19 protein-coding genes and 1 pseudogene are annotated in these 21,918 nt (G+C 51.2%); 4 read left to right on the top strand and 16 right to left on the bottom strand.

Annotation, left to right across the window (positions count from 1 at the left end; translation table 11 throughout):
* The 9 genes and pseudogenes from carA to LG384_RS03385 all read right to left on the bottom strand — a co-directional run bounded on the left by carA (position 1) and on the right by LG384_RS03385 (position 9,613).
* On the bottom strand, positions 1 to 1,149 hold the full coding sequence (carA, locus tag LG384_RS03425; protein ID WP_045439637.1) for a glutamine-hydrolyzing carbamoyl-phosphate synthase small subunit: 1,149 nt from the start codon (positions 1,147 to 1,149) through the stop codon (positions 1 to 3).
* A gap of 457 nt (positions 1,150 to 1,606) precedes the next feature.
* Positions 1,607 to 2,428, bottom strand: a complete 822-nt coding sequence (gene dapB, locus LG384_RS03420) for a 4-hydroxy-tetrahydrodipicolinate reductase (RefSeq protein WP_225760453.1) — start codon at positions 2,426 to 2,428, stop codon at positions 1,607 to 1,609.
* A 173-nt stretch (positions 2,429 to 2,601) separates the two neighbouring features.
* Positions 2,602 to 3,516 carry a ribonucleoside hydrolase RihC gene (gene rihC, locus LG384_RS03415; RefSeq protein WP_225760452.1) on the bottom strand — a complete coding sequence of 305 codons (915 nt, stop codon included), beginning with the start codon at positions 3,514 to 3,516 and terminating at the stop codon, positions 2,602 to 2,604.
* A 65-nt stretch (positions 3,517 to 3,581) separates the two neighbouring features.
* Positions 3,582 to 4,532, bottom strand: a complete 951-nt coding sequence (ispH, locus tag LG384_RS03410) for a 4-hydroxy-3-methylbut-2-enyl diphosphate reductase (RefSeq protein ID WP_045439631.1) — start codon at positions 4,530 to 4,532, stop codon at positions 3,582 to 3,584.
* Position 4,533: 1 nt separating this feature from the next.
* A complete protein-coding gene (gene fkpB / locus LG384_RS03405) occupies positions 4,534 to 4,983 on the bottom strand; it encodes an FKBP-type peptidyl-prolyl cis-trans isomerase (RefSeq protein WP_045439628.1) in 450 nt (149 codons plus the stop codon).
* Positions 4,984 to 5,100: 117 nt separating this feature from the next.
* Positions 5,101 to 5,598, bottom strand: coding sequence for a signal peptidase II (lspA, locus tag LG384_RS03400; protein WP_045439619.1), 498 nt, complete (start codon positions 5,596 to 5,598; stop codon positions 5,101 to 5,103).
* A complete protein-coding gene (gene ileS, locus LG384_RS03395) occupies positions 5,598 to 8,414 on the bottom strand; it encodes an isoleucine--tRNA ligase (RefSeq protein WP_225760451.1) in 2,817 nt (938 codons plus the stop codon). Before ileS ends, lspA begins: the two co-directional genes overlap by 1 nt.
* Positions 8,415 to 8,451: 37 nt before the next feature.
* On the bottom strand, positions 8,452 to 9,390 hold the full coding sequence (ribF, locus tag LG384_RS03390; protein WP_045439613.1) for a bifunctional riboflavin kinase/FAD synthetase: 939 nt from the start codon (positions 9,388 to 9,390) through the stop codon (positions 8,452 to 8,454).
* A 7-nt stretch (positions 9,391 to 9,397) separates the two neighbouring features.
* Positions 9,398 to 9,613, bottom strand: a pseudogene (locus tag LG384_RS03385) (DUF2575 domain-containing protein).
* Between the two features lie 105 nt (positions 9,614 to 9,718).
* Here LG384_RS03385 and rpsT point away from each other — a divergent pair.
* Positions 9,719 to 9,982, top strand: a complete 264-nt coding sequence (gene rpsT, locus LG384_RS03380; RefSeq protein WP_003018940.1) for a 30S ribosomal protein S20 — start codon at positions 9,719 to 9,721, stop codon at positions 9,980 to 9,982.
* A gap of 59 nt (positions 9,983 to 10,041) precedes the next feature.
* Here rpsT and nhaR read toward each other — a convergent pair whose 3' ends face one another.
* The 4 genes from nhaR to dnaK all read right to left on the bottom strand — a co-directional run bounded on the left by nhaR (position 10,042) and on the right by dnaK (position 15,498).
* Complete coding sequence (gene nhaR, locus LG384_RS03375) at positions 10,042 to 10,941, bottom strand: transcriptional activator NhaR (protein WP_045439611.1); 900 nt, start codon at positions 10,939 to 10,941, stop codon at positions 10,042 to 10,044.
* A 38-nt stretch (positions 10,942 to 10,979) separates the two neighbouring features.
* Positions 10,980 to 12,146: a Na+/H+ antiporter NhaA gene (gene nhaA / locus LG384_RS03370; RefSeq protein WP_225760450.1), complete on the bottom strand. Its 1,167-nt coding sequence runs from the start codon at positions 12,144 to 12,146 to the stop codon at positions 10,980 to 10,982.
* 210 nt (positions 12,147 to 12,356) lie between these two features.
* Positions 12,357 to 13,490, bottom strand: a complete 1,134-nt coding sequence (gene dnaJ, locus LG384_RS03365; protein ID WP_045439607.1) for a molecular chaperone DnaJ — start codon at positions 13,488 to 13,490, stop codon at positions 12,357 to 12,359.
* A gap of 85 nt (positions 13,491 to 13,575) precedes the next feature.
* Positions 13,576 to 15,498 carry a molecular chaperone DnaK gene (gene dnaK, locus LG384_RS03360; protein ID WP_045439604.1) on the bottom strand — a complete coding sequence of 641 codons (1,923 nt, stop codon included), beginning with the start codon at positions 15,496 to 15,498 and terminating at the stop codon, positions 13,576 to 13,578.
* A gap of 382 nt (positions 15,499 to 15,880) precedes the next feature.
* On the opposite strand from dnaK, the gene LG384_RS03355 reads away from it, so the two are divergent.
* Positions 15,881 to 16,285, top strand: a complete 405-nt coding sequence (locus LG384_RS03355) for a DUF2541 family protein (protein WP_200042203.1) — start codon at positions 15,881 to 15,883, stop codon at positions 16,283 to 16,285.
* 193 nt (positions 16,286 to 16,478) lie between these two features.
* Positions 16,479 to 17,045, top strand: a complete 567-nt coding sequence (gene satP, locus LG384_RS03350) for an acetate uptake transporter (RefSeq protein ID WP_045439598.1) — start codon at positions 16,479 to 16,481, stop codon at positions 17,043 to 17,045.
* Positions 17,046 to 17,082: 37 nt separating this feature from the next.
* On the opposite strand, the gene LG384_RS03345 is transcribed toward satP, so the two are convergent.
* The 3 genes from LG384_RS03345 to tal form a co-directional block, all read right to left on the bottom strand.
* Complete coding sequence (locus LG384_RS03345) at positions 17,083 to 18,390, bottom strand: MFS transporter (RefSeq protein ID WP_225760449.1); 1,308 nt, start codon at positions 18,388 to 18,390, stop codon at positions 17,083 to 17,085.
* A gap of 123 nt (positions 18,391 to 18,513) precedes the next feature.
* On the bottom strand, positions 18,514 to 19,101 hold the full coding sequence (gene mog, locus LG384_RS03340; protein ID WP_225760448.1) for a molybdopterin adenylyltransferase: 588 nt from the start codon (positions 19,099 to 19,101) through the stop codon (positions 18,514 to 18,516).
* Positions 19,102 to 19,221: 120 nt separating this feature from the next.
* The gene (gene tal, locus LG384_RS03335; RefSeq protein WP_045439585.1) at positions 19,222 to 20,175 is read right to left on the bottom strand and encodes a transaldolase; all 954 of its coding nucleotides are present in this window, start codon (positions 20,173 to 20,175) and stop codon (positions 19,222 to 19,224) included.
* A gap of 273 nt (positions 20,176 to 20,448) precedes the next feature.
* On the opposite strand from tal, the gene LG384_RS03330 reads away from it, so the two are divergent.
* Positions 20,449 to 21,879 carry a sodium:alanine symporter family protein gene (locus LG384_RS03330; RefSeq protein WP_225760447.1) on the top strand — a complete coding sequence of 477 codons (1,431 nt, stop codon included), beginning with the start codon at positions 20,449 to 20,451 and terminating at the stop codon, positions 21,877 to 21,879.
* Positions 21,880 to 21,918: the final 39 nt, after the last annotated feature.

The following is a 21,918-nucleotide window of genomic DNA, read 5'->3' as shown; positions in this document are numbered from 1 at the left end:
TTATTTCGCGGACTGACGGTAAAGCTCAATTAACTCGATAAAGTGGTCGAACAGCGGCGCAGCATCATGCGGCCCCGGACTGGCTTCCGGGTGGCCCTGGAAGCTGAACGCCGGTTTATCAGTGCGGTGGATACCCTGAAGGGTGCCATCGAACAGCGATTTATGCGTTACGCGCAGGTTTGCAGGCAGCGACGCTTCATCCACCGCAAAGCCGTGGTTTTGTGCAGTAATCATCACGGTGTTGTTATCAATATCTTTAACCGGATGGTTGCCGCCGTGGTGGCCAAACTTCATCTTGATAGTCTTAGCACCGCTCGCCAGCGCCAGTAGCTGATGGCCGAGGCAGATGCCGAATACCGGAATATCGGTTTCGAGGAATTTTCCAATCGCGTCGATAGCGTAGTCGCACGGAGCCGGGTCACCAGGACCGTTGGACAGGAAAATACCGTCCGGATTCATCTTCAGTACTTCCTCTGCGGAGGTCTTCGCCGGCACCACCGTCAGGCGACAGCCGCGATCCACTAACATGCGCAGAATATTGCGTTTAGCACCAAAATCATAAGCCACAACATGGAACGGGAGTTCATCTGCAGATTTCGCTTCTGGCAGGTCACCTGCCAGCGTCCAGCTCCCCTGCGTCCAGTTGTAAGGCTCCGCAGTGGTGACTTCTTTCGCCAGGTCCATTCCGTTCAGGCCTGGGAAGGCTTTCGCTTTTTCCAGCGCCAGAGCTGCATCCGGGTTATCCCCTGCAATGATGCAGCCATTCTGTGCGCCTTTTTCACGCAGCAGACGAGTCAGCTTACGGGTATCAATATCGGCAATCGCCACAATGTTGTGACGCTTCAGGTAAGAAGAGAGGTCTTCAGTATCGCGGAAGTTGCTGGCAATCAGTGGCAGGTCGCGGATGACTAGACCTTGCGCATGTACCTGAGAAGATTCTGCATCGGCTTCATTGGTGCCGACATTGCCGATATGGGGATAAGTAAGAGTGACGATTTGGCGGGAATAGGAAGGATCAGTGAGGATTTCTTGATAACCGGTCATTGAAGTATTGAAAACGACTTCCCCAACCGCCGAACCTGTTGCCCCTATGGCCCGACCGTGAAACTGGGTTCCGTCTTCCAGAACCAATAGCGCTGACTTAATCAAAACACCCTCCAGAGAATATTCACTCACTTTATTTGCATATTAATTCATTAAGACAGAATGAATCAATGCAAATTTGCTTACCTATGGATTTCTGGCAAACGGCGGCATTCTAGAGACAGCCCAGCTAAAAGTCTACCCAAAAGGGCAATTTTTATTATTATTTTACGCAACTGGAATGAAACATGCGATTTAACAGGCAAAAAGATCAGCTAAGTGGGGGTGGAAAACGCTTGCGGAACTTATCGAGCGTGAAAAATAGCTTACACATGAAAAAAAGTAGACCATTTGGTCAAAATTTACATTTAATCTACAAAATACTGTAGGTAAACGTATCAAATTAATCAACTCAGGACAAAAACACACAAAAACAATCAAAAATAAAAGGGCAATAAAATATTGCCCCATGCAATCAACTAATTATGATTACAATAACCACATCACGAAGGATAAATAATGCCTATAAACTCCGTAAATCAAGCACGTCACGCATGTCAAAAAGACCATTTGACTTAGATTTAAGCCAGATAGCCGATCTCACCGCTCCATTAGCAAACGTCATACGGCTGGAAGCCTTGTGCGTAATCTCGATACGTTCGCCAATATCAGCGAACATCGCGGTATGTTCCCCGACGATGTCCCCTGCACGCACTGTGGCAAAACCAATGGTGCCAGGTACACGTTCACCGGTGTAACCTTCACGGCTATAGACAGCGCAATCTTTGAGATCTTTATCCAGTGCCCCGGCAATCGCTTCTCCCATCGCCAGCGCTGTGCCTGACGGCGCATCTACTTTATGACGGTGGTGGGCTTCGATGATTTCAATGTCGGTGTAATCACCCATCACTTTCGCCGCTTTTTCCAGAAGCTTCAGCATGACATTGACACCGACGCTAAAGTTAGCGGCGAATACAATGCCAATCTCCTGAGCAGCATCATGAATAGCCTGTTTGCCTGCATCATCAAAGCCAGTCGTCCCAATAACCATCCCTTTTCCATGCTGGCGACAAAATGCCAGATGCGTCAAAGTGCCTTCCGGGCGAGTAAAATCGATAAAAATATCGAAATCATCTTTGATCGCCTCAAGGCTACTCTGCACAGTAACGCCCGTTTTCCCGGCTCCTGCCAACTCTCCGGCATCGCTACCCAGCAAGGATGAGCCTTCACGCTCCAGCGCCGCGCCCAGCTGTACGCCATCCATGCCGAGGGTGGCCTGAATCAACTGGCGCCCCATGCGCCCCCCGGCTCCCGCGATGGCAATGCGGATTTGTGCATCATGCATAGCTATTCTCTTTTGTTAATTTCACGTAAATCATTTTCAGATTAACCAGCGCATCGCTGCGCCGCCAGCCGAAAACGTCGATAATTAGAATTTAATGATAAACAGGGAGAGATATCAGTAAAAGACATGACACTACGGAATAAGCAGCGTCATATCGTTATATCGTGCAGAAATCAGGGGGCCAGCGCCAACACGTGAGCAACCCACTGTTGAAAACCTTCAACGTTCAGATCCAGCGCCACCTGTGCGTTTGCCGGTTGACCAAGTCGTCCTTCAATATCCACCACCGTCGTACCCGACGTGTATTCACCCTGCGTTTCTACTGCCACAAAGCACGGCTTCATTGTGAACAGATCCGGACGCACCAGCCAGGCAATGGCGCAGAGATCGTGCATACGCAGCCCTGTATTCATGCTACCACTGCGGTAATGACTGAACAGCGCATGCAGCATTCTCCCGGTCTGGTTCAACTCAGGCAATGTCGCCAGATAATCTGGTGCGAGTACTGCCTGATTAGTAACATCCAGCCCGCACATCACAATCTCCAGCCCACTCTGGAATACTTTTGCTGCCGCTTCAGGATCGATAGCAATATTAAACTCCGCATTTGGCGTAAAGTTTCCCCTACCCGCGGAACCGCCCATGATCACCAGACGACGAATATTGAACGCACATTCCGGATAGTGCATCAGCAGCAATGCAATATTAGTTAACGGACCAATAGCAACCAGGGTGAGGGGTTCAGGAGAGCTCATCAATGCATCACGGATCACCTGAAAGGCGGGTTTTACCAGCGGCTGACGGTTATGTTCGACAAACTCATATCCTTCCATACCGGACTCACCGTGTACAGAAGCCGCGTCGCGTAGCGGTCGCAGCAACGGCATTGATGCCCCTTGTGCCAGCGGGATATCCGCATTCCAGAAATGTAGCAGTTGTAGCGCGTTACGAGTGGTTTTTTCCACAGAAACGTTACCTGCCACCGTGGTCATCAGTTGCAGATCCAGCTCAGGGGCAAACAGCGCGGCGGCTATAGCAGCGGCATCATCAATGCCGGGGTCGGTATCAAGAATGATCGGTAAGCGCATGGTTTCTCCAAAAAAAATGCCAGACGTTAAGTCTGGCATCTTCTCATAATAGATAAGTGAAAGTTTTACTCTACTTCACGAACATCCACACGCAGCTCTTTAGGCACTTCGAAAACAATGTTCTCTTCACGTCCTTCCAGCGGAACAGGTTCCCCGCCGCCAAACTCCTGTAGGCGAGTAATCACGTTCTGCACCAGGATATCCGGTGCAGAAGCTCCGGCGGTGACACCCACGCACTTCGCCTCTTTCACCCACAATTCCTGGATATCGGTTGCATCGTCGATCAGGTATGCCGCTTTGCCCATACGCTGCGCCAGCTCGGCCAGGCGGTTGGAGTTAGAGGAGTTTTTCGAACCGACCACCAGTACCACATCCGCTTGTTCCGCCAGCGCACGAACCGCTTCCTGTCGGTTAGTGGTGGCATAGCAGATATCGTCTTTACGCGGTCCGACAATTTTCGGGAAACGGTTACGTAGCGCGTCAATCACATCAGATGTGTCGTCCACAGAGAGCGTGGTTTGCGTCATAAACGACAGCTTCGCTTCGTTTTTAACGTCCAGCGTCCACACATCATCTGGTGATTCAACCAGATACATTCCCCCTTGCGGGTTGCTGTACTGCCCCATTGTGCCTTCGACTTCCGGGTGCCCGGCGTGGCCGATCAGGATCGACTCTTCACCGCGACGGCTGGCTCGCGCGACTTCCATATGCACTTTCGTCACCAGCGGACAGGTTGCATCAAACACCGTGAGGTCACGACCTTTCGCCTCATTACGTACTGCCTGAGACACTCCGTGAGCCGAGAAAATCAGGATCGCGCCATCTGGCACTTCGCTGATTTGTTCTATAAAAATAGCGCCGCGCTCGCGCAGGCTATCCACCACATAGCGGTTATGCACCACTTCATGGCGGACATAAATCGGCGCGCCGTAAATGGCCAACGCGTTTTCTACAATGCTGATAGCGCGGTCTACGCCAGCGCAAAAACCGCGCGGGTTGGCCAACAGGATCTGCATTTTACGCCTCCAGTGCCGGTTCGACTTCCAGCACTTCAATATCAAAATGAACGGTATGCCCGGCCAGCGGATGGTTGAAGTCAACCGTGATTGAATCACCATTGATTTCGCGGATCACACCCGGCATCTCACTGCCGTCCATTGCGGTAAAGAGCATGATAGCGCCAATTTCTGGCTCACCTGCGTCCATAAATTCCCGACGCGAGAAATACTGAATTAAGTCCGGGCTTGCCACACCAAAGGCGGCGTCCGGCTCCAGAGAAAAAGTGGTTTTATCACCCTCTTTTAACCCCAGAAGATGTTGTTCCAGTCCTTCAGACAGAGAACCATCGCCCAGGCGGAACAGCGCAGGCTTACCGTTATTGCGGGTTGACTCTGCGGTGGAGCCATCGTCGAGCTTTAAGGTGAAGTGCACCAGCACCGCACTGTTACTCTGTACTGATTTAGACATGCAGATTGCTCTTTAAAATTGCTGCCGCCTGTTTGCCCGGTAGCGCTAAGCAAGCCGGGCAAACAAGGATCGCGATATATTACACGCCGGATAAGCATAGCGTTATCCGGCATTTTTTTATGCGGCTTTTTTCTCTTTCGAAGGTAAGAAGCCTTCCAGGACAATCAACGCAGCGCCAATACAAATCGCCGTATCAGCAAGATTGAATGTCGCGAAATGCCAGTCACCAACGTAAAAGTCGATCATATCGACCACGAAACCATGCCACAGTCGATCGAACAGGTTCCCCAGCGCGCCACCAATGATTAGCGCATAGGCAATGTTGTTCAGCTTCTGCGTCGCCTTCGAGCGATACATCATCACCGCCAGAATGACACAAATACCAATCGCGATACCGGCGAAGAACCAGCGCTGCCAGCCACCGCTGTCGGCTAAGAAGCTAAACGCAGCGCCATAATTACGCGCATAGTGCAGATTAAGCGACGGGAATAGCGACACCGTATCCCCCAGAGCAAAGTTCTGGAGGATCAGGTATTTGCTGCCCAAATCGATAATCAGCACGACTACCACCAGCCATAGCCAGCGTAGCCCAGTTGAACAAAGAGGCTTACTCATCAGGCAAACTTACGTTTTTCGCCATCACCGGCGATGTTGCTGACACAGCGTCCGCAGATTTCTGCGTGTTCCGCCACCTGACCGACGTCGGTGGTGTAATGCCAGCAACGCGGGCACTTCTCACCTTCGGCTTTGCTCAGTACAATTTTCAGACCTTTGAGCAGTTCGCTCTGCTGAGCATCTGCAGGAGCTTGTGCATAATCCGCAACAATCGCGCCAGAGGTCAACAGAACAAAGCGTAACTCTTCGCCCAGTGCGGTCAGCTTCGCAGCCAGTTCTGGCTCAGCATACAGGGTGACTGCCGCTTCCAGAGAACCGCCCACTTTCTTATCCGTACGCGCCTGCTCGATAACCTTGTTCACTTCGCCACGCACTTTCAGCAGTTCGTCCCAGAATGCGTCGTTCATCGCTTCAGTATCGGCCAGACCAAACAGACCTTGGTACCACTCACCGGTGAAAACATACTTCTCGCGATCGCCTGGCAGGTAACCCCAGATTTCATCGGCGGTAAATGACATGATTGGTGCCATCCAACGGACCAGTGCTTCTGCGATATGGAACAGCGCAGTCTGGCAACTACGACGCGCCACGCTGTCCGCTTTCGCGGTGTACTGGCGGTCTTTGATGATGTCGAGATAGAACGAACCCATTTCAACGGAGCAGAAGCGCATCAGGCGCTGCACGACTTCGTGGAAGTCATAGGCTTCGTAGGCTTTCAGGATCTCGTCCTGTGCCGCTTGTGCACAGCCCACAGCCCAGCGATCCAGCACGACCATCTCTTCCGGTTTCACCATGTCTTTTAGCGGATCAAACCCGTTCAGGTTCGCCAGCAGGAAGCGAGCGGTGTTACGGATACGACGATAGCTGTCAGCAGCACGTTTCAGGATTTCGTCTGAAACCGCCATTTCGCCAGTGTAATCGGTAGATGCCACCCACAGACGCAGAATATCCGCACCCAGTTTGTTCATCACATCCTGCGGGCTAACGGTGTTACCGATGGACTTGGACATCTTGCGTCCCTGACCATCAACGGTGAAACCGTGGGTCAGTACCTGACGGTATGGCGCTTTGCCCTTCATTGCGGTGGAAATCATCAGCGAAGACATGAACCAACCGCGATGCTGGTCAGAGCCTTCCAGATACATATCTGCCGCGTGACCAGAAAACTCAGGGCGCACATCAACCACGGATGAATGGGTTGACCCGGAATCGAACCATACGTCCAGCGTATCCGGTACTTTGACATACTGGTCAGCTTCGTCACCGAGGATATCTTTTGGATCGAGATCCCACCATGCCTGGATGCCGTCGACTTCAACGCGTTTGGCAACTTCTTCCATCAGTTCGATGGCACGCGGATGCAGTTCTTCTGTGTCTTTGTGAACAAACAGAGACATCGGCACACCCCACGTACGTTGACGGGAGATACACCAGTCAGGACGGTTGGCAACCATTGATTCGATACGCGCCTGACCCCAATCCGGGATCCACTGTACACCTTTGATCTCTTTCAGCGACTGCGCGCGCAAGCCTTTCTGATCCATGCTGACGAACCACTGTGGTGTTGCACGGAAGATGATCGGAGACTTGTGACGCCAGCAGCAAGGATAGCTGTGTTGCATCTTCTCAACGTGCAGCAGTGCGCCTTTTTCAGTCAGCAATGCAACGACGATATCGTTGGCTTTGAATACGTTAACGCCATCCAGCGTTGGATAAGTACCTGGCAGATAAGTGCCGTCCGGACCAACCGGGTTAGCCACTTCCAGTCCATATTTCTGACCAATGACATAGTCGTCAGGACCATGGCCTGGCGCGGTATGCACCGCACCGGTACCCGCATCCAGCGTCACGTGATCGCCAAGGATTGCCGGAACATCAAAGCCCATAAACGGATGGGTAAAACGCAGCAGTTCCAGCTCAGCGCCTTTTACTGTACCAAGGATGCTGTACTCAGCGGCGCCAATACGCTGCATTACACTTTCAACCAGGTCTTTTGCCAGAATCAGGGCCTGACCGTCAATCTGCACCAGCGCATAATCAAAATCAGGTGCCAGAGAGATAGCGCGGTTAGCCGGCAGCGTCCACGGAGTGGTAGTCCAGATGACCAGAGAGATCGGGCCGTTGACATCAGAAACGCCAAACTTCGCTTTCACCGCGTCAGGGTCGGCAGCGTGGAACGCCACGTCGATAGACGGGGACGTTTTGTCGTAATATTCAACTTCCGCTTCCGCCAGTGCAGAACGGCAGTCTACGCACCAATGCACCGGTTTCGCACCTTTGTGCAGGTGACCGTTGCCGATGATTTTACCCAGCGCGCGAATGATGTTGGCTTCGGTTTTGAAGTCCATCGTCAGGTACGGATGTGACCAGTCGCCCAGCACGCCAAGACGGATAAAGTCTTTACGCTGGCCGTCAACCTGCGTTGCGGCATATTCACGGCATTTGGCACGGAACTCTGCGGCAGTGAACTTCTCTCCCGGCTTACCAAATTCCTGCTCTACTTTCAGCTCGATAGGCAGACCGTGGCAGTCCCAGCCCGGAACGTAAGGCGAGTCATATCCCGTGAGTCCTTTGGACTTCACGATAATGTCTTTCAGAATCTTGTTTACAGAGTGACCAATATGAATGCTGCCATTCGCATAAGGAGGGCCATCATGCAGAATGAAGGTTTTTTTGCCTTTTTTAGCCGCACGAATGATGCCGTACAGGTCATCATCAGTCCAACGCGCCAGCATTCCCGGTTCACGCTTGGCGAGATCGCCGCGCATCGGGAACCCTGTTTCCGGCAAATTCAGGGTTGATTTATAGTCACTCATCAGATTCTCGGTTCCGTATTTAAAACTCGTATAGGCGTTAAGCCGGTTTTGATAGCCCAAAAAAATCGCGGGCAGTTAACTCATCACGCGCAATCTGCGCTTTTAGTTCATCCAGCGAGGCAAATCGCTGTTCGTTGCGTATTTTTTTACGCAGTACTACATCTATATGGCGACCGTAGAGGTCCATTACAACGTCCAGCAAATGCACTTCTAACTGCTGGCGTACGCCTGCCACCGTTGGGCGAGTACCGATGTTAGCGACACCGGGAATAGGTTTTTCGCCAAGCCCCATCACCTCAACCGCATACACCCCTTTTACAGGAGAGACCTGGCGACGGAGCGGTAAATTTGCCGTCGGAAAGCCGATGGTACGTCCTAACTCGTCGCCGTGTACAACCCGTCCCGAAATGGTAAAGGGATGACCCAGCAAGCTTTCAGCCAGCAACAGATTATCTTCAGCCAGCGCCTGGCGCACTGCGGTACTGCTGATTCGCACTCCACCTTCACAGAAGGTCTGGGTACTGGTGATATCGAAGCCATACTCCGCACCCGCTTCCTGTAATAACAAGAAATCGCCCTCGCGACCAGCGCCGAAGCGGAAATCATCACCAACGGCAAGAAATTGTACACCCAGCCGCTTAACCAACAGGTCACCGATAAAATTCTGTGCCGTTAATGCGGCAAAGCGTCTGTCAAAACGTATACAGAGCACGTAATCAACGCCGCATTCCGCCAGATAACGCAGCTTTTCCCGCAAACGAGTCAGTCGTGCAGGTGACTTTTCAGTCGCAAACAGTTCAAGCGGCTGTGGCTCAAAAATCATCACCATTACCGGCAAGCCCCGCTTGCGTCCTTCTTCCTGCAAACCCTGCAGCAACGCGCGGTGGCCACGATGCACGCCATCGAAATTACCAATAGTCAGCACACACCCATGCGGGGCCTGACTGAGATTATGTATGCCTCGTATCAGCTTCATGTCTGGCTCAAAACAGTGAAAATCGTGAAAGTATACCCTGTACCGCGGTCAAGGTTAACCGACGATTGGTACCACGAAACAGAAAGAAGATTGTTTTCATTGTTATGAAACAAATTGATGTCCTTCATGGGCAAGCCAATTCAACTTTTCTCGTGGAAAAGCTGTATTCACAGCACGCAAGCTGGTAGAATCCTGCGCCATCACTACGCAACGAGTGCCGCAATTTAAACGGCGCTTATTTGCACAAATCCATTGACAAAAGAAGGCTAAAAGGGCATATTCCTCGGCCTTTGAATTGTCCATATAGAACACATTTGGGAGTTGGACCTTGGCTAATATCAAATCAGCTAAGAAGCGCGCCGTTCAGTCTGAAAAGGCCCGCAAGCACAACGCTAGCCGTCGCTCTATGATGCGTACTTTCATCAAGAAAGTATACGCAGCTATTGAAGCTGGCGACAAAGCTACTGCACTGAAAGCATTTAACGAAATGCAACCAATCGTGGATCGTCAGGCTGCTAAAGGTCTGATCCACAAAAACAAAGCTGCACGTCATAAAGCAAACCTGACTGCGCAGATCAACAAACTGGCTTAATCGCTTGCTTGTTGTCGCTTTGTGAAAAAACCCGCGCAAGCGGGTTTTTTTATGTCTGCTTATTTGTTCGCTGGCGTAAATAGCGCGGAATAATCCGCATTACAAATACGCTGCACCGCCGGATGCTGGATCATCCTCTCGGCAAAAATGGCATGATATTCCTCCATCACATTCTCCACGCGTCCAATCTCAATAATTGAGTCATCTGCATAGAAATTGTTCGAATAGAGCGTAGGTGCAACAAAAATGGCATTGTGTGTTGCACCAAAAGCTTTCATCAATGCGGCATCGTCAAACTCCCCGAGGATTTCTACGTTCAGCCCCTGAGAGTTAATCCAGTTCAGCAACTTACGCCCGAGCATTGAACGACGTCCTGGTATCAATAATCGCCGCTCCTCGAGGCATGCCGGAAACGGCTTTTCTGGTAACGGATTTGTACACCAGAAGCTTACACAACACTCGCCAATTTTCACCGAGAACAGCCCTTCCTGTTGCGTGGAGTCGATCGGGCAGTCTGAGATAATCATGTCCAGCTTGTGCTGGCTGAGCTGCTCCAGCAGCATCTCATGCGTTGATTCAAAGCAGCGCAGGTGGATCTGTTCATCTTTAACCACAGCAGCATCCAGCACGCTGCTGACCAGCTGTTTAGACAACGCATCCGCCACGCCAACGTCGAACAGTAAATTAGACTCTTTGCGATAGTTCACGATATCCAGCATCTCCTGGCTTAAGGTGAACATCTTGTCCGCATATCGAAAAACTAATTCGCCCAGCTCACTCGGCTCCAGCCCACGTCCCTTACGCTTAAACAACTTTCCCTGTAAACGTTCCTCAAGCGCTTTGATCTGCCCGGTAATAGTTTGTGGCGTCAGATAAAGCGCTTCTGCAGCCCCCACCACCGAACCTTCTTTGTACACATGCCAGAAGTAATACAGGTGGTTGTAATTTATATGAGACATACTCTCTCCCTGAAAATTGTCATAAACGGATTAACCGATCAGGCTGGCGCATTCAAACGCGTGCGCAGCCAGCTATAACCGATAACCGCCGACAGCAAGGAACCGATCAGGATCCCCAGTTTCGCCCAGTTAATTAACTCAGGATCAACGTTACCAAACGCAAGGCTGGCGATAAAAATCGACATTGTGAAGCCAATACCGCACAAAATACCCACCGCCATAATTTGCTGGAAATTCGTCCCCTCCGGCAACTGTGCCAACTTCAGACGCAGCGCCAGCCAGCAGAACAGGCTGATTCCCAACGGCTTACCAATAAGCAGGCCGGCAATAATGCCCAGAGGCAGTATGGAGGTTAGCCCATCCATCGTAACGCCCTGCAATGAAACTCCCGCATTGGCAAAGGCAAACAGCGGTAGAATCAAATATGCCACCCACGGATGCAGGACGTGCTCCAGACGCTTCGCTGGTGACCGGCCATGCTTTTCCTTCAACGGAATGAAGAAACCAACAATTACGCCAGCCAGGGTCGCGTGCACGCCGGACTTCAGTACCGCAGTCCACAGCACTACGCCAACCAGAATATAAATGCCGGTACGTCTTACCCCGCACAAATTCAACACCGCCAGAATCAAAATAGCGAATGCGGCAACCCCCAGCGAAAGCAGTGACAGGTCGCTGGTATAGAACAGCGCGATAATCACGATAGCGCCAAGATCATCGATAATCGCCAGCGCCATCAGGAATATTTTCAGCGCCAGCGGGACACGACTCCCCAGAAGTGCCAGCACGCCCAATGCAAAAGCTATATCCGTTGCCGCAGGGATCGCCCACCCTTCACGGGTGATAGGATCGGCATAGTTGAATGCGAGATAGAGCAACGCCGGAACAATCATGCCGCCAATCGCCGCAATGATTGGAAAAGCAGCCTGACGCAGGCTGGCCAGCGACCCTTGCATCAGCTCACGCTTCACTTCCAGACCAATTAGCAGGAAAAACACCGCCATCAAGGCGTCGTTGATCCACAGCAGCATATTTTTGTTGATCTCAAGCGCGCCAACCCGCAGTTGGACGGGGGTTTCCAGAAAGGCGTGGTACCATCCACTGGTTACGCCGATATTGGCCATCAACATAGCTACCACTGCAGCGATGATCAGAATAATGCCTCCCGAGGCGTCGCTACTAAAAAAACGATGCAGATGTTTCACTTTTTATTCTCTCTATTGGGTGAATACTTCGTAATTACTATCTTACTCCGCATAACTCATCGTTAATATTAGTTTATACATGATGAATAACTCGGTATTTACGAACTAAAAAACAAAGGGGGATGACAATTTGATCAGGACGGATCGCAGAAATAAAAAAGCCTGAGGCTCTTCAGTCTCAGGCTTTTCATCAAATGTTAGGCTTGTTTATTAGCGCGTCAGATCATCGAAGAATTTCTTCACGCCGTCGAAGAAGCTTTTTGAGCGCGGGCTGTTTTGCTCACCCGTCGGACCGCCAAAGCTGTCCTGAAGATCTTTCAGCAACTGTTTTTGTTTGTCGTTCAGACCCACTGGGGTTTCAACGACAACACGGCACAACAGATCGCCCTGAGCACCACCGCGAACCGATTTAACACCTTTGCCACGCATACGGAAAAGTTTACCGGTTTGCGTTTCACCAGGTATTTTTAACTTCACGCGGCCATCCAGCGTCGGTACTTCAATTTCACCGCCCAGAGCTGCCATCGCAAAGTTAATCGGTACTTCACAGTACAGGTTATTGCCTTCTCGTTCAAAAATCGGGTGCTGTTTCACCTGCACCTGAACGTACAGATCGCCTGCCGGTGCGCCATGCTCGCCTGCTTCGCCTTCACCAGACAAGCGAATACGATCGCCGGTATCCACCCCAGCAGGTATTTTAACGGACAGCGTTTTACTCTTCTCAACGCGACCATGACCATGGCATTTATTGCATGGATCTTTGATCAGCGTACCGCGCCCCTGGCAGTGTGGACAGGTCTGCTGTACGGCAAAAAAGCCCTGACGCATCTGCACCTGACCGGAACCGTGACAGGTTGGACAGGTCTGCGGCTGAGTACCAGATTTCGCGCCGCTGCCGTGGCAGACGTCACACTCTTCCAGTGTAGGAATACGGATCTCTTTGGTGACGCCACGCACGGCTTCTTCCAGAGTGAGATCCATGTTGTAACGTAAATCAGCACCACGTGAGGCGCGCTGACGGCCACGACCACCGCCAAAGATATCGCCAAACACGTCACCAAAGATATCGCTGAAGTCAGCACCGCCGCCAAAACCGCCGCCGCCGCCCATACCGCCTTGCTCAAATGCTGCATGGCCGTACTGATCGTAAGCCGCTCGCTTTTGCGCATCGGTCAGGATCTCGTAGGCTTCTTTGATCTCTTTGAATTTAGCTTCGGCCTCTTTATCACCCTGGTTACGGTCCGGGTGGAATTTCATGGCCAGGCGCTTGTAGGCCTTTTTGATTTCACGCTCTTCCGCTGTTTTGGAAACGCCTAAAATCTCGTAATAGTCTTGCTTAGCCATCTTTTTTTATCTGCCCCTAACATGCATGCACGGGCGGAGAGGAAACCTCTTCGCCCGTGCCAGTAATTACCCGTTCAAAGGGCGATTATTTTTTGTCTTTCACTTCTTCAAACTCAGCGTCGACAACATCGTCATCTTTCGCGTTGTTTGCAGAAGCATCAGCGCCTGCTGCACCAGCCTGCTGCTGTGCGTGCTGCTGCTGAGCGATTTCCATCAGTTTCTGGGAAACCTGCGCCAGCGCCTGCATTTTCGCTTCGATATCCGCTTTGTCTTCACCTTTCAGAGAAGTTTCCAGCGCGGTCAGTGCAGACTCGATGGCAGTTTTGTCATCAGCTGGCAGTTTGTCGCCTGCTTCTTCAACCTGCTTGCGAGTGCTGTGCAGCAGATGGTCGCCCTGGTTACGGGTCTGAACCAGCTCTTCGAACTTACGGTCAGATTCCGCGTTCGCTTCTGCTTCACGAACCATTTTCTGAATTTCTTCTTCGTTCAGACCAGAAGATGCCTTGATGGTGATCTTCTGCTCTTTACCGCTGTTTTTGTCTTTCGCGGAAACGTGCAGGATACCGTCAGCATCGATATCGAAGGTGACTTCGATCTGCGGCATGCCGCGCGGTGCCGGACTGATGCCATCCAGGTTAAACTGACCCAGATCTTTGTTATCAGCAGCACGTTTACGTTCACCCTGCAGCACATGGATGGTTACCGCAGACTGGTTGTCTTCAGCGGTAGAGAACACCTGGCTGTGCTTGGTCGGGATGGTGGTATTTTTGGCGATCAGCGGAGTCATCACGCCGCCCATGGTTTCGATACCCAGAGACAGCGGGGTAACGTCCAGCAGCAGTACGTCTTTCACATCACCGGTCAATACACCACCCTGAACGGCAGCACCAATTGCTACAGCTTCGTCCGGGTTAACGTCTTTACGCGGTTCTTTACCAAAGAACTCAGCAACTTTCTTCTGCACCATCGGCATACGAGTCTGACCACCAACCAGGATTACATCCTGAACGTCGGAAACAGACAGACCAGCATCCTGCAGAGCAACTTTCAGCGGCTCGATGGAACGGTTCACCAGGTCTTCTACCAGGCTTTCCAGTTTCGCACGGGTCACTTTGATGTTCATGTGTTTCGGACCAGACGCATCTGCAGTGATGTACGGCAGGTTAACGTCGGTCTGCTGCGCAGAAGACAGCTCAATTTTCGCTTTTTCTGCGGCTTCTTTCAGGCGCTGCATTGCCAGCGGGTCGTTACGCAGGTCAATGCCCTGATCTTTCTTAAATTCGTCAACCAGGTAGTTGATCATACGGCTATCGAAGTCTTCACCACCCAGGTGGGTATCACCGTTGGTTGCCAGAACTTCGAAGGTTTTTTCGCCGTCAACTTCGTCGATTTCAATAATAGAGATATCGAAGGTACCACCACCGAGGTCATATACCGCGATAGTACGGTTGCCGACTTCTTTATCCAGACCGTAAGCCAGCGCGGCAGCAGTCGGTTCGTTGATGATACGTTTGACTTCCAGACCTGCGATACGGCCTGCGTCTTTGGTTGCCTGACGTTGAGCATCGTTAAAGTATGCAGGTACGGTGATAACGGCTTCAGTTACCGGTTCGCCCAGGTAATCCTCAGCGGTTTTCTTCATTTTTTTCAGCACTTCTGCAGAAATCTGCGGCGGTGCCATTTTCTGACCTTTTACATCAATCCATGCATCACCGTTGTCAGCACCGATGATTTTGTACGGCATGATAGCTTCATCACGCTGCACTTCTTCATCCTGGAAGCGGCGGCCAATCAGGCGTTTAATCGCAAACAGGGTGTTTTGCGGGTTTGTCACTGCCTGACGTTTAGCCGGCTGACCAACCAGAGTTTCACCATCCTGGGTATAAGCAATGATAGAAGGCGTGGTGCGATCGCCCTCGGCGTTCTCCAGCACACGTGCAGTAGTGCCATCCATAATCGCTACACAAGAGTTGGTAGTACCCAGGTCGATACCAATAATTTTACCCATCTAAACGTCTCCACTAAAAATTCGGTCATCATGTGGTTGTGAATCTGTAATAAGGGCGAAACGTGCGGTTTCAACTACCCTGAATCGTTTTTTTTCAGACTCACCACTGCGGTTGTCTACAAGATGGGGTCGTAACCCACGTCATCAAGGGGGGCATGCAAATTTTTTTTAGCCCTGAGACCAGAAAACGAGATAAATGGAGCTGAAAAGCAACATGAGAAATAGTTACCAATCCAAATTTATTCATAAATCGAATAAAACAAAATAAGCCATTCACGAAAAAATTGTAATAAAAAGAAAATATTACAAGAATGAATCGTTTTTCTGACAGCGGTAATATGGTGGCAGATTGCCACTTTTGAACCCGTCAAAGAGAAATCCCATGAAATCCGTTTTAACGCTGTCTGTCAGCATGCTTTTCGGTCTTCTTCTGAGCAGCACAGCACATGCTAACGATCATAAAGTCCTCGGTATGATTGCGATGCCCAGAAATCAAACCGACAGCCTCACGTTAAAAATCCCCGTTTGTCGCGTTGTGAAGCGCATCCAATTGACGGCAGATCGTGGCGATATTCATCTGAATGGAGCCTCCGTTTATTTTAAAGCAGCACGCATGTCCAGCCAGAGCCTGAATGTCCCTTCGTCAATCAAAGAAGGACAAACCACCAATTGGATCAATATCAATAGCGACAACAACAATAAACGTTGTGTGTCGAAAATTACCTTCTCAGGCCAGTCGGTCAATTCTTCTGACATGGCGACGTTAAAAGTGATTGGCGACGACTAAACCCTCTCCTTTACCTGCGCCAAATGTTCCCCCCACAAGCGTGATGCCTGTCACAGGGGAAAATAATTCATTTTCCCCTTATTAGATCATAGACAGCCCACTCTCACCTGATTATTATGCCGCGCCCCGAAGACAGTGATCGTTATTCGGGGAAACTATTTCACCATTCAATCAATGATGATTTTGAGGAATTATGGGCAACACTAAGTTGGCTAATCCGGCACCGCTGGGCCTGATGGGCTTTGGCATGACCACCATTCTGCTTAACCTGCACAACGCGGGTTTCTTCGCCTTTGACGTTATTATTCTGGCGATGGGAATTTTCTACGGCGGTATCGCGCAAATTTTTGCCGGCCTGCTGGAATATAAAAAAGGCAACACCTTCGGTTTAACCGCCTTTACCTCCTACGGCTCTTTCTGGCTGACGCTGGTTGCCATCCTGATCATGCCGAAAATGGGCCTGGCGGATGCAACAAATGGTCAGTTCCTGGGCGTGTATCTGGGTCTGTGGGGCGTGTTCACACTGTTCATGTTCTTCGGCACGCTGAAAGCTAACCGTGCTTTGCAGTTTGTCTTCCTGAGCCTGACGGTGCTGTTCGCCCTGCTGGCTGTTGGCAACATTGCAGGTAACGAAGGAGTTATCCATTTCGCTGGCTGGGTTGGTTTAGTGTGTGGCGCAAGCGCCATTTACCTGGCAATGGGTGAAGTGCTGAACGAACAGTTTGGCCGTACTATCCTGCCGATTGGTGAAATGCACTAATCTATTCCGTTATCCCCCCCTTGCGGGGGGATATTTCTTACAGGCGCTGCAACTCTCCCTGTACGTCCGTATCGCGATGATAAATATCCTGTCGCAGCCAAATTCCCAGTCCTAACCCTACCAGTGATAACGCCAGCACGTACCAGGCTGGAGCCATTGGCGACACACTCATCAACATTGTCACTGCAATCGGCGTCAGACCGCCAAAAATGGCATACGAGACATTGTAGGAAAAAGAGATGCCGGTAAAGCGAACTTCCGCTGGAAACGCCCGCACCATCACGTAAGGTACGGCTCCGACCACGCCGACACATAAACCGACCAGGCCATATAAAAGAAACAGGTGTTCAGGATAAATACCGGCAAGGTGATAGAAAAACCAGCTGGAACAGGCCAGCAGCAGGCTACCGATAATAAAGGTTTTGCTGGCACCAACTCTGTCGACAATAAAGCCGGCCAGCAGACATCCCACACACAGCATAATGGTGGCGACGCTGTTGGCTTGTAGCGTCAGAGCGGGCGCAAAGCCATACTGTTTTTGCAGCCAGACAGGCGACATCAGGATCACCACCACAATACCGGCCGAAAGCAGCCAGGTCAGTAGCATCGAAATTACCACCGCTTTTTTATGCTTGCTGACAACCGATTTAACCGGCAGTTCTTCCGCCAGCGCTTTACGCGCCTGCATTTCAAGGAAGATCGGTGTTTCCTGCAACCAACGGCGCAGGTACATCGCCACCAGCCCAAACGCCCCCCCTAAGAGGAAAGGAATACGCCAGCCGTACTCATGTACGGCCTGCGGTGTCAGGCTGGTATTGACCAGCGTTGCAACCACTGACCCCAACAGAATACCGACTGTCAATCCGGCGGTCAGTGTTCCGCAGGCAATACCAATACGGCGTTCCGGGACATGTTCTGCCACAAACACCCACGCCCCCGGAACTTCTCCACCAATGGCAGCGCCCTGCAAAATACGCATCAGCAGCAACAACAGCGGTGCCAGAATCCCCATCGAGGTGTAAGTCGGTAACAGGCCAATCGCCAGCGTCGGTATCGCCATCAGCAAAATGCTCAAAGTGAACATTTTCTTACGCCCCACCAGATCGCCAAAATGCGCCATGATGATGCCACCCAACGGACGCGCCAGATATCCTGCGGCAAAAATACCAAAGGTTTGGACCTGACGTAGCCATTCCGGGATGTCTGCGGGGAAAAATAATTCGCCAACGACTGCGGCAAAGAAGACAAAAATAATGAAATCATAAAACTCCAGCGCCCCGCCGAGGGCAGCAAGCGAAAGGGTTTTATAATCCTGGCGATTCAGCGGTCGAGAGTGTTGTGACATAGCAAACCATGAGTCAGTGGAGTCATTGAACGTTTTGTCGATACGTGTAAATTAAAAATTACTATATCGTAAACAATTCAACACTCCACCATCATTGTCATTTATATCACAAATAGGCTACTTTCAGGCGTTTGTATCGCGTATTGCGCTTTTTGGTCGAAAAGATGCTACCACTGCCGGTGCGGTTTCCACGTATGGTCCATCCAGCAACTGTATACAATACGGTACACTTGCAAAAATACCCGGCACAATAACCTTACCGTCGGCACCTTTCACGCCTTCCAGCGTCTCTTTGATCGATTTAGGTTGCCCAGGCAGGTTCAGGATCAACGCCTGCTTACGAATCACCCCGACCTGGCGGGAGAGGATCGCCGTAGGGACAAAGTGCAGACTAATCTGGCGCATTTGCTCACCAAAACCAGGCATTTGGCGGTCGGCAACAGCCAGCGTCGCATCCGGTGTCACATCGCGACGTGCCGGACCGGTGCCTCCGGTGGTCAACACCAGATGACAACTCATTTCATCAACCAGTTCGCACAACGTTTGTTCGATGATCGCCTGCTCATCCGGGATTAGCCGCGTTTGTAGCTCAAAAGGGGTCGTCAGGGCCGATGCCAGCCACTCTTCGAGAGCAGGGATCCCCTTATCCTGGTAAACGCCACTGGAGGCTCGGTCGGAATTGGAAACTAGGCCAATGCGTAAAGTGTTCATGATTATTCCGTTTAAACAGTCTCGTTAAACAGAATGATACACTGCGGAGGAAGCGACAGACAGGTTTCAGAAGAGGTATAGAACGAGAGCGTGACCGGAAGCCCGGTCACGCTTAAATGATTACAGCAGATCGCCGATCATTTTTTCCAGTTTACCTTGGTCTACAGCAAACTTACGGATACCATCCGCCAGTTTGTCTACAGCCATCGGATCCTGGTTGTGCTGCCACAGGAACTCAGCTTCAGTGATGCGTGCCGGACGCGCCTTCACTTCACCGGAGAAGGACAGTTTACGCTCGATAGCACCTTCGCTTTCCGCCAGCTCTTTCAGCAGTGCCGGAGCAATCGTCAGACGATCGCAGCCTGCCAGCTCAATGATTTCGCCGATGTTACGGAAGCTCGCGCCCATAACCACAGTTTCATAACCGTGTTGTTTGTAATACTCGTAGATTTCCGTAACGGAAACCACACCTGGATCTTCTGCCGGTGCATACTCTTTCTTGTCGGTATTCGCTTTGTACCAGTCAAGAATACGGCCAACGAACGGAGAGATCAGGTATACGCCAGCTTCTGCACATGCGCGCGCCTGCGCGAAGGAGAACAGCAGGGTCAAGTTACAGTTAATGCCTTCTTTTTCCAGCTGCTCCGCGGCACGGATACCCTGCCAGGTAGAAGCCAGTTTGATCAGAATACGATCGTTGCTGATGCCAGCATCGTTGTACAGTTTGATCAGGCGTTTTGCTTTCGCGATAGATGCGTCAGTGTCGTAGGACAGACGAGCGTCAACTTCAGTGGAGATGCGACCCGGGACCAGCTTCAGGATCTCCAGACCAATGTTCACCGCCAGTTTGTCAGTTGCATCGACGATCTGCTGTGCGCGGTCGTTACTCTGCTGCTTAGCCCAGGCGACAGCATCATCAATCAGCTTACGGTATTCCGGGATCTGCGCTGCGTTAAGAATGAGAGAAGGGTTAGTTGTGGCATCCTGAGGCTGATACAGCTTCATTGCCGCGATGTCTCCGGTGTCGGCCACTACAGTGGTGAACTGACGAAGGGAGGTCAATTTGTCCGTCATGATAGCGTTTCTCTTTAAACAGCTTGTTAGGGGGATGTAACCGATCTTCCCTGATGATAGCACGACGCACTCTCAGCGCAACCGCCGGGATTGCCCGACCTGCCGTTCAGCTCTGATTACGCATCTCCAGACCAGCCATGCGCAATTAAGGGGGAGACCTGATGTATGATAAACTCCCGCTATCAATCTCATGACAAGGTATATACTGTTCGCTAATTGGTAGCGCTTACACGGGATTATTCGCGCTTGCCGGCATCAACAAGAGGGATGTTAATGCCTGATTTTTTCTCATTTATTAATGAAGTACTCTGGGGATCGGTGATGATCTACCTCCTGCTAGGCGCAGGGTGTTGGTTCACTTACCGTACGGGATTTGTCCAGTTTCGCTACGTTCGCCAGTTTGGCAAAAGTCTTAAAAATAGTCTCAGCCCACAGCCGGGCGGTTTAACATCATTTCAGGCACTGTGTACCAGCCTTGCGGCTCGTATCGGAAGCGGAAACCTGGCTGGCGTTGCACTGGCTATTGCTGCAGGTGGCGCTGGTGCTGTCTTCTGGATGTGGGTCTCTGCCCTGATTGGTATGGCGACCTCGTTTGCCGAGTGCTCACTCGCACAACTGTATAAAGAGCGCGACAGTAAGGGGCAGTTTCGCGGCGGGCCTGCGTGGTATATGGCTCGCGGACTGGGCATGCGCTGGATGGGCGTCCTCTTTGCTATCTTCTTACTCATTGCTTATGGCCTGATTTTTAACAGCGTCCAGGCAAACTCTGTCTCTCGTGCGCTGGAATTTGCTTTCGACATCCCTCCTCTTGCATCCGGTATCTCGCTGGCATTGCTGTCTTTACTGGCTATAGTCGGCGGAATTAAAGGTGTTGCCCGCTTGATGCAATGGTTCGTTCCGTTAATGGCTTTGTTGTGGGTCGGCTGTAGCATTGCCATTTGTCTGTGGCATATCGGCCAGATCCCAGAGATCATCGTCACCATTGTGAAGAGTGCATTTGGCTGGCAGGAAGCCGCCGCCGGTGCAGCCGGGTATACGCTAAGCCAGGCCATTGCCAGTGGCTTTCAACGCGGTATGTTTTCGAATGAGGCCGGAATGGGTTCAACCCCTAACGCTGCGGCTTCAGCCGCCTCATGGCCTCCGCATCCTGCCGCACAAGGTATTGTGCAAATGATTGGCGTGCTGGGTGATACACTGATTATCTGTACAGCCAGCGCAATGATTATTCTTCTGGCAGGGAATGGAACTACATATGTCCCAATGGAAGGTATCCAGTTGGTTCAGAAAGCCATGGTATCGCTAACAGGTGAATGGGGCGCGGGATTCGTCGCTCTGATTGTTATCCTTTTTGCTTTCAGTTCGATCGTCGCCAACTACATCTATGCGGAAAACAACCTGGTCTTTTTGAATCTGGACAATATCCGGGTCATCTGGCTTTTACGTATCACGACCGTCTGCACCGTAATTGCAGGAACATTACTCCAGTTTCCGCTGGTGTGGCAGTTAGCCGACATTATCATGGCCTGTATGGCCATCACTAATCTGACGGCAATTTTACTGCTGTCCCCGGTTGTCCACACTCTTGCCAGCGATTACCTGCGTCAGCGAAAACTCGGCGTGCGACCAGAATTTGATCCACACCGTTATCCTGATATCAGACAACAGCTTGCACCGGAAACATGGCATGAACCGCCCCACAACTAGCCAGGCAATTGCAACCATCGATCAATTCTGTCGTTTTTT

It is taken from the genome of Citrobacter sp. Marseille-Q3906 (assembly GCF_916618775.1).
Lineage (GTDB): Bacteria > Pseudomonadota > Gammaproteobacteria > Enterobacterales > Enterobacteriaceae > Citrobacter > Citrobacter murliniae.
Note: the sequence above shows the minus strand (reverse complement) of the source record. Positions and strands in the feature narration are given on the sequence as shown.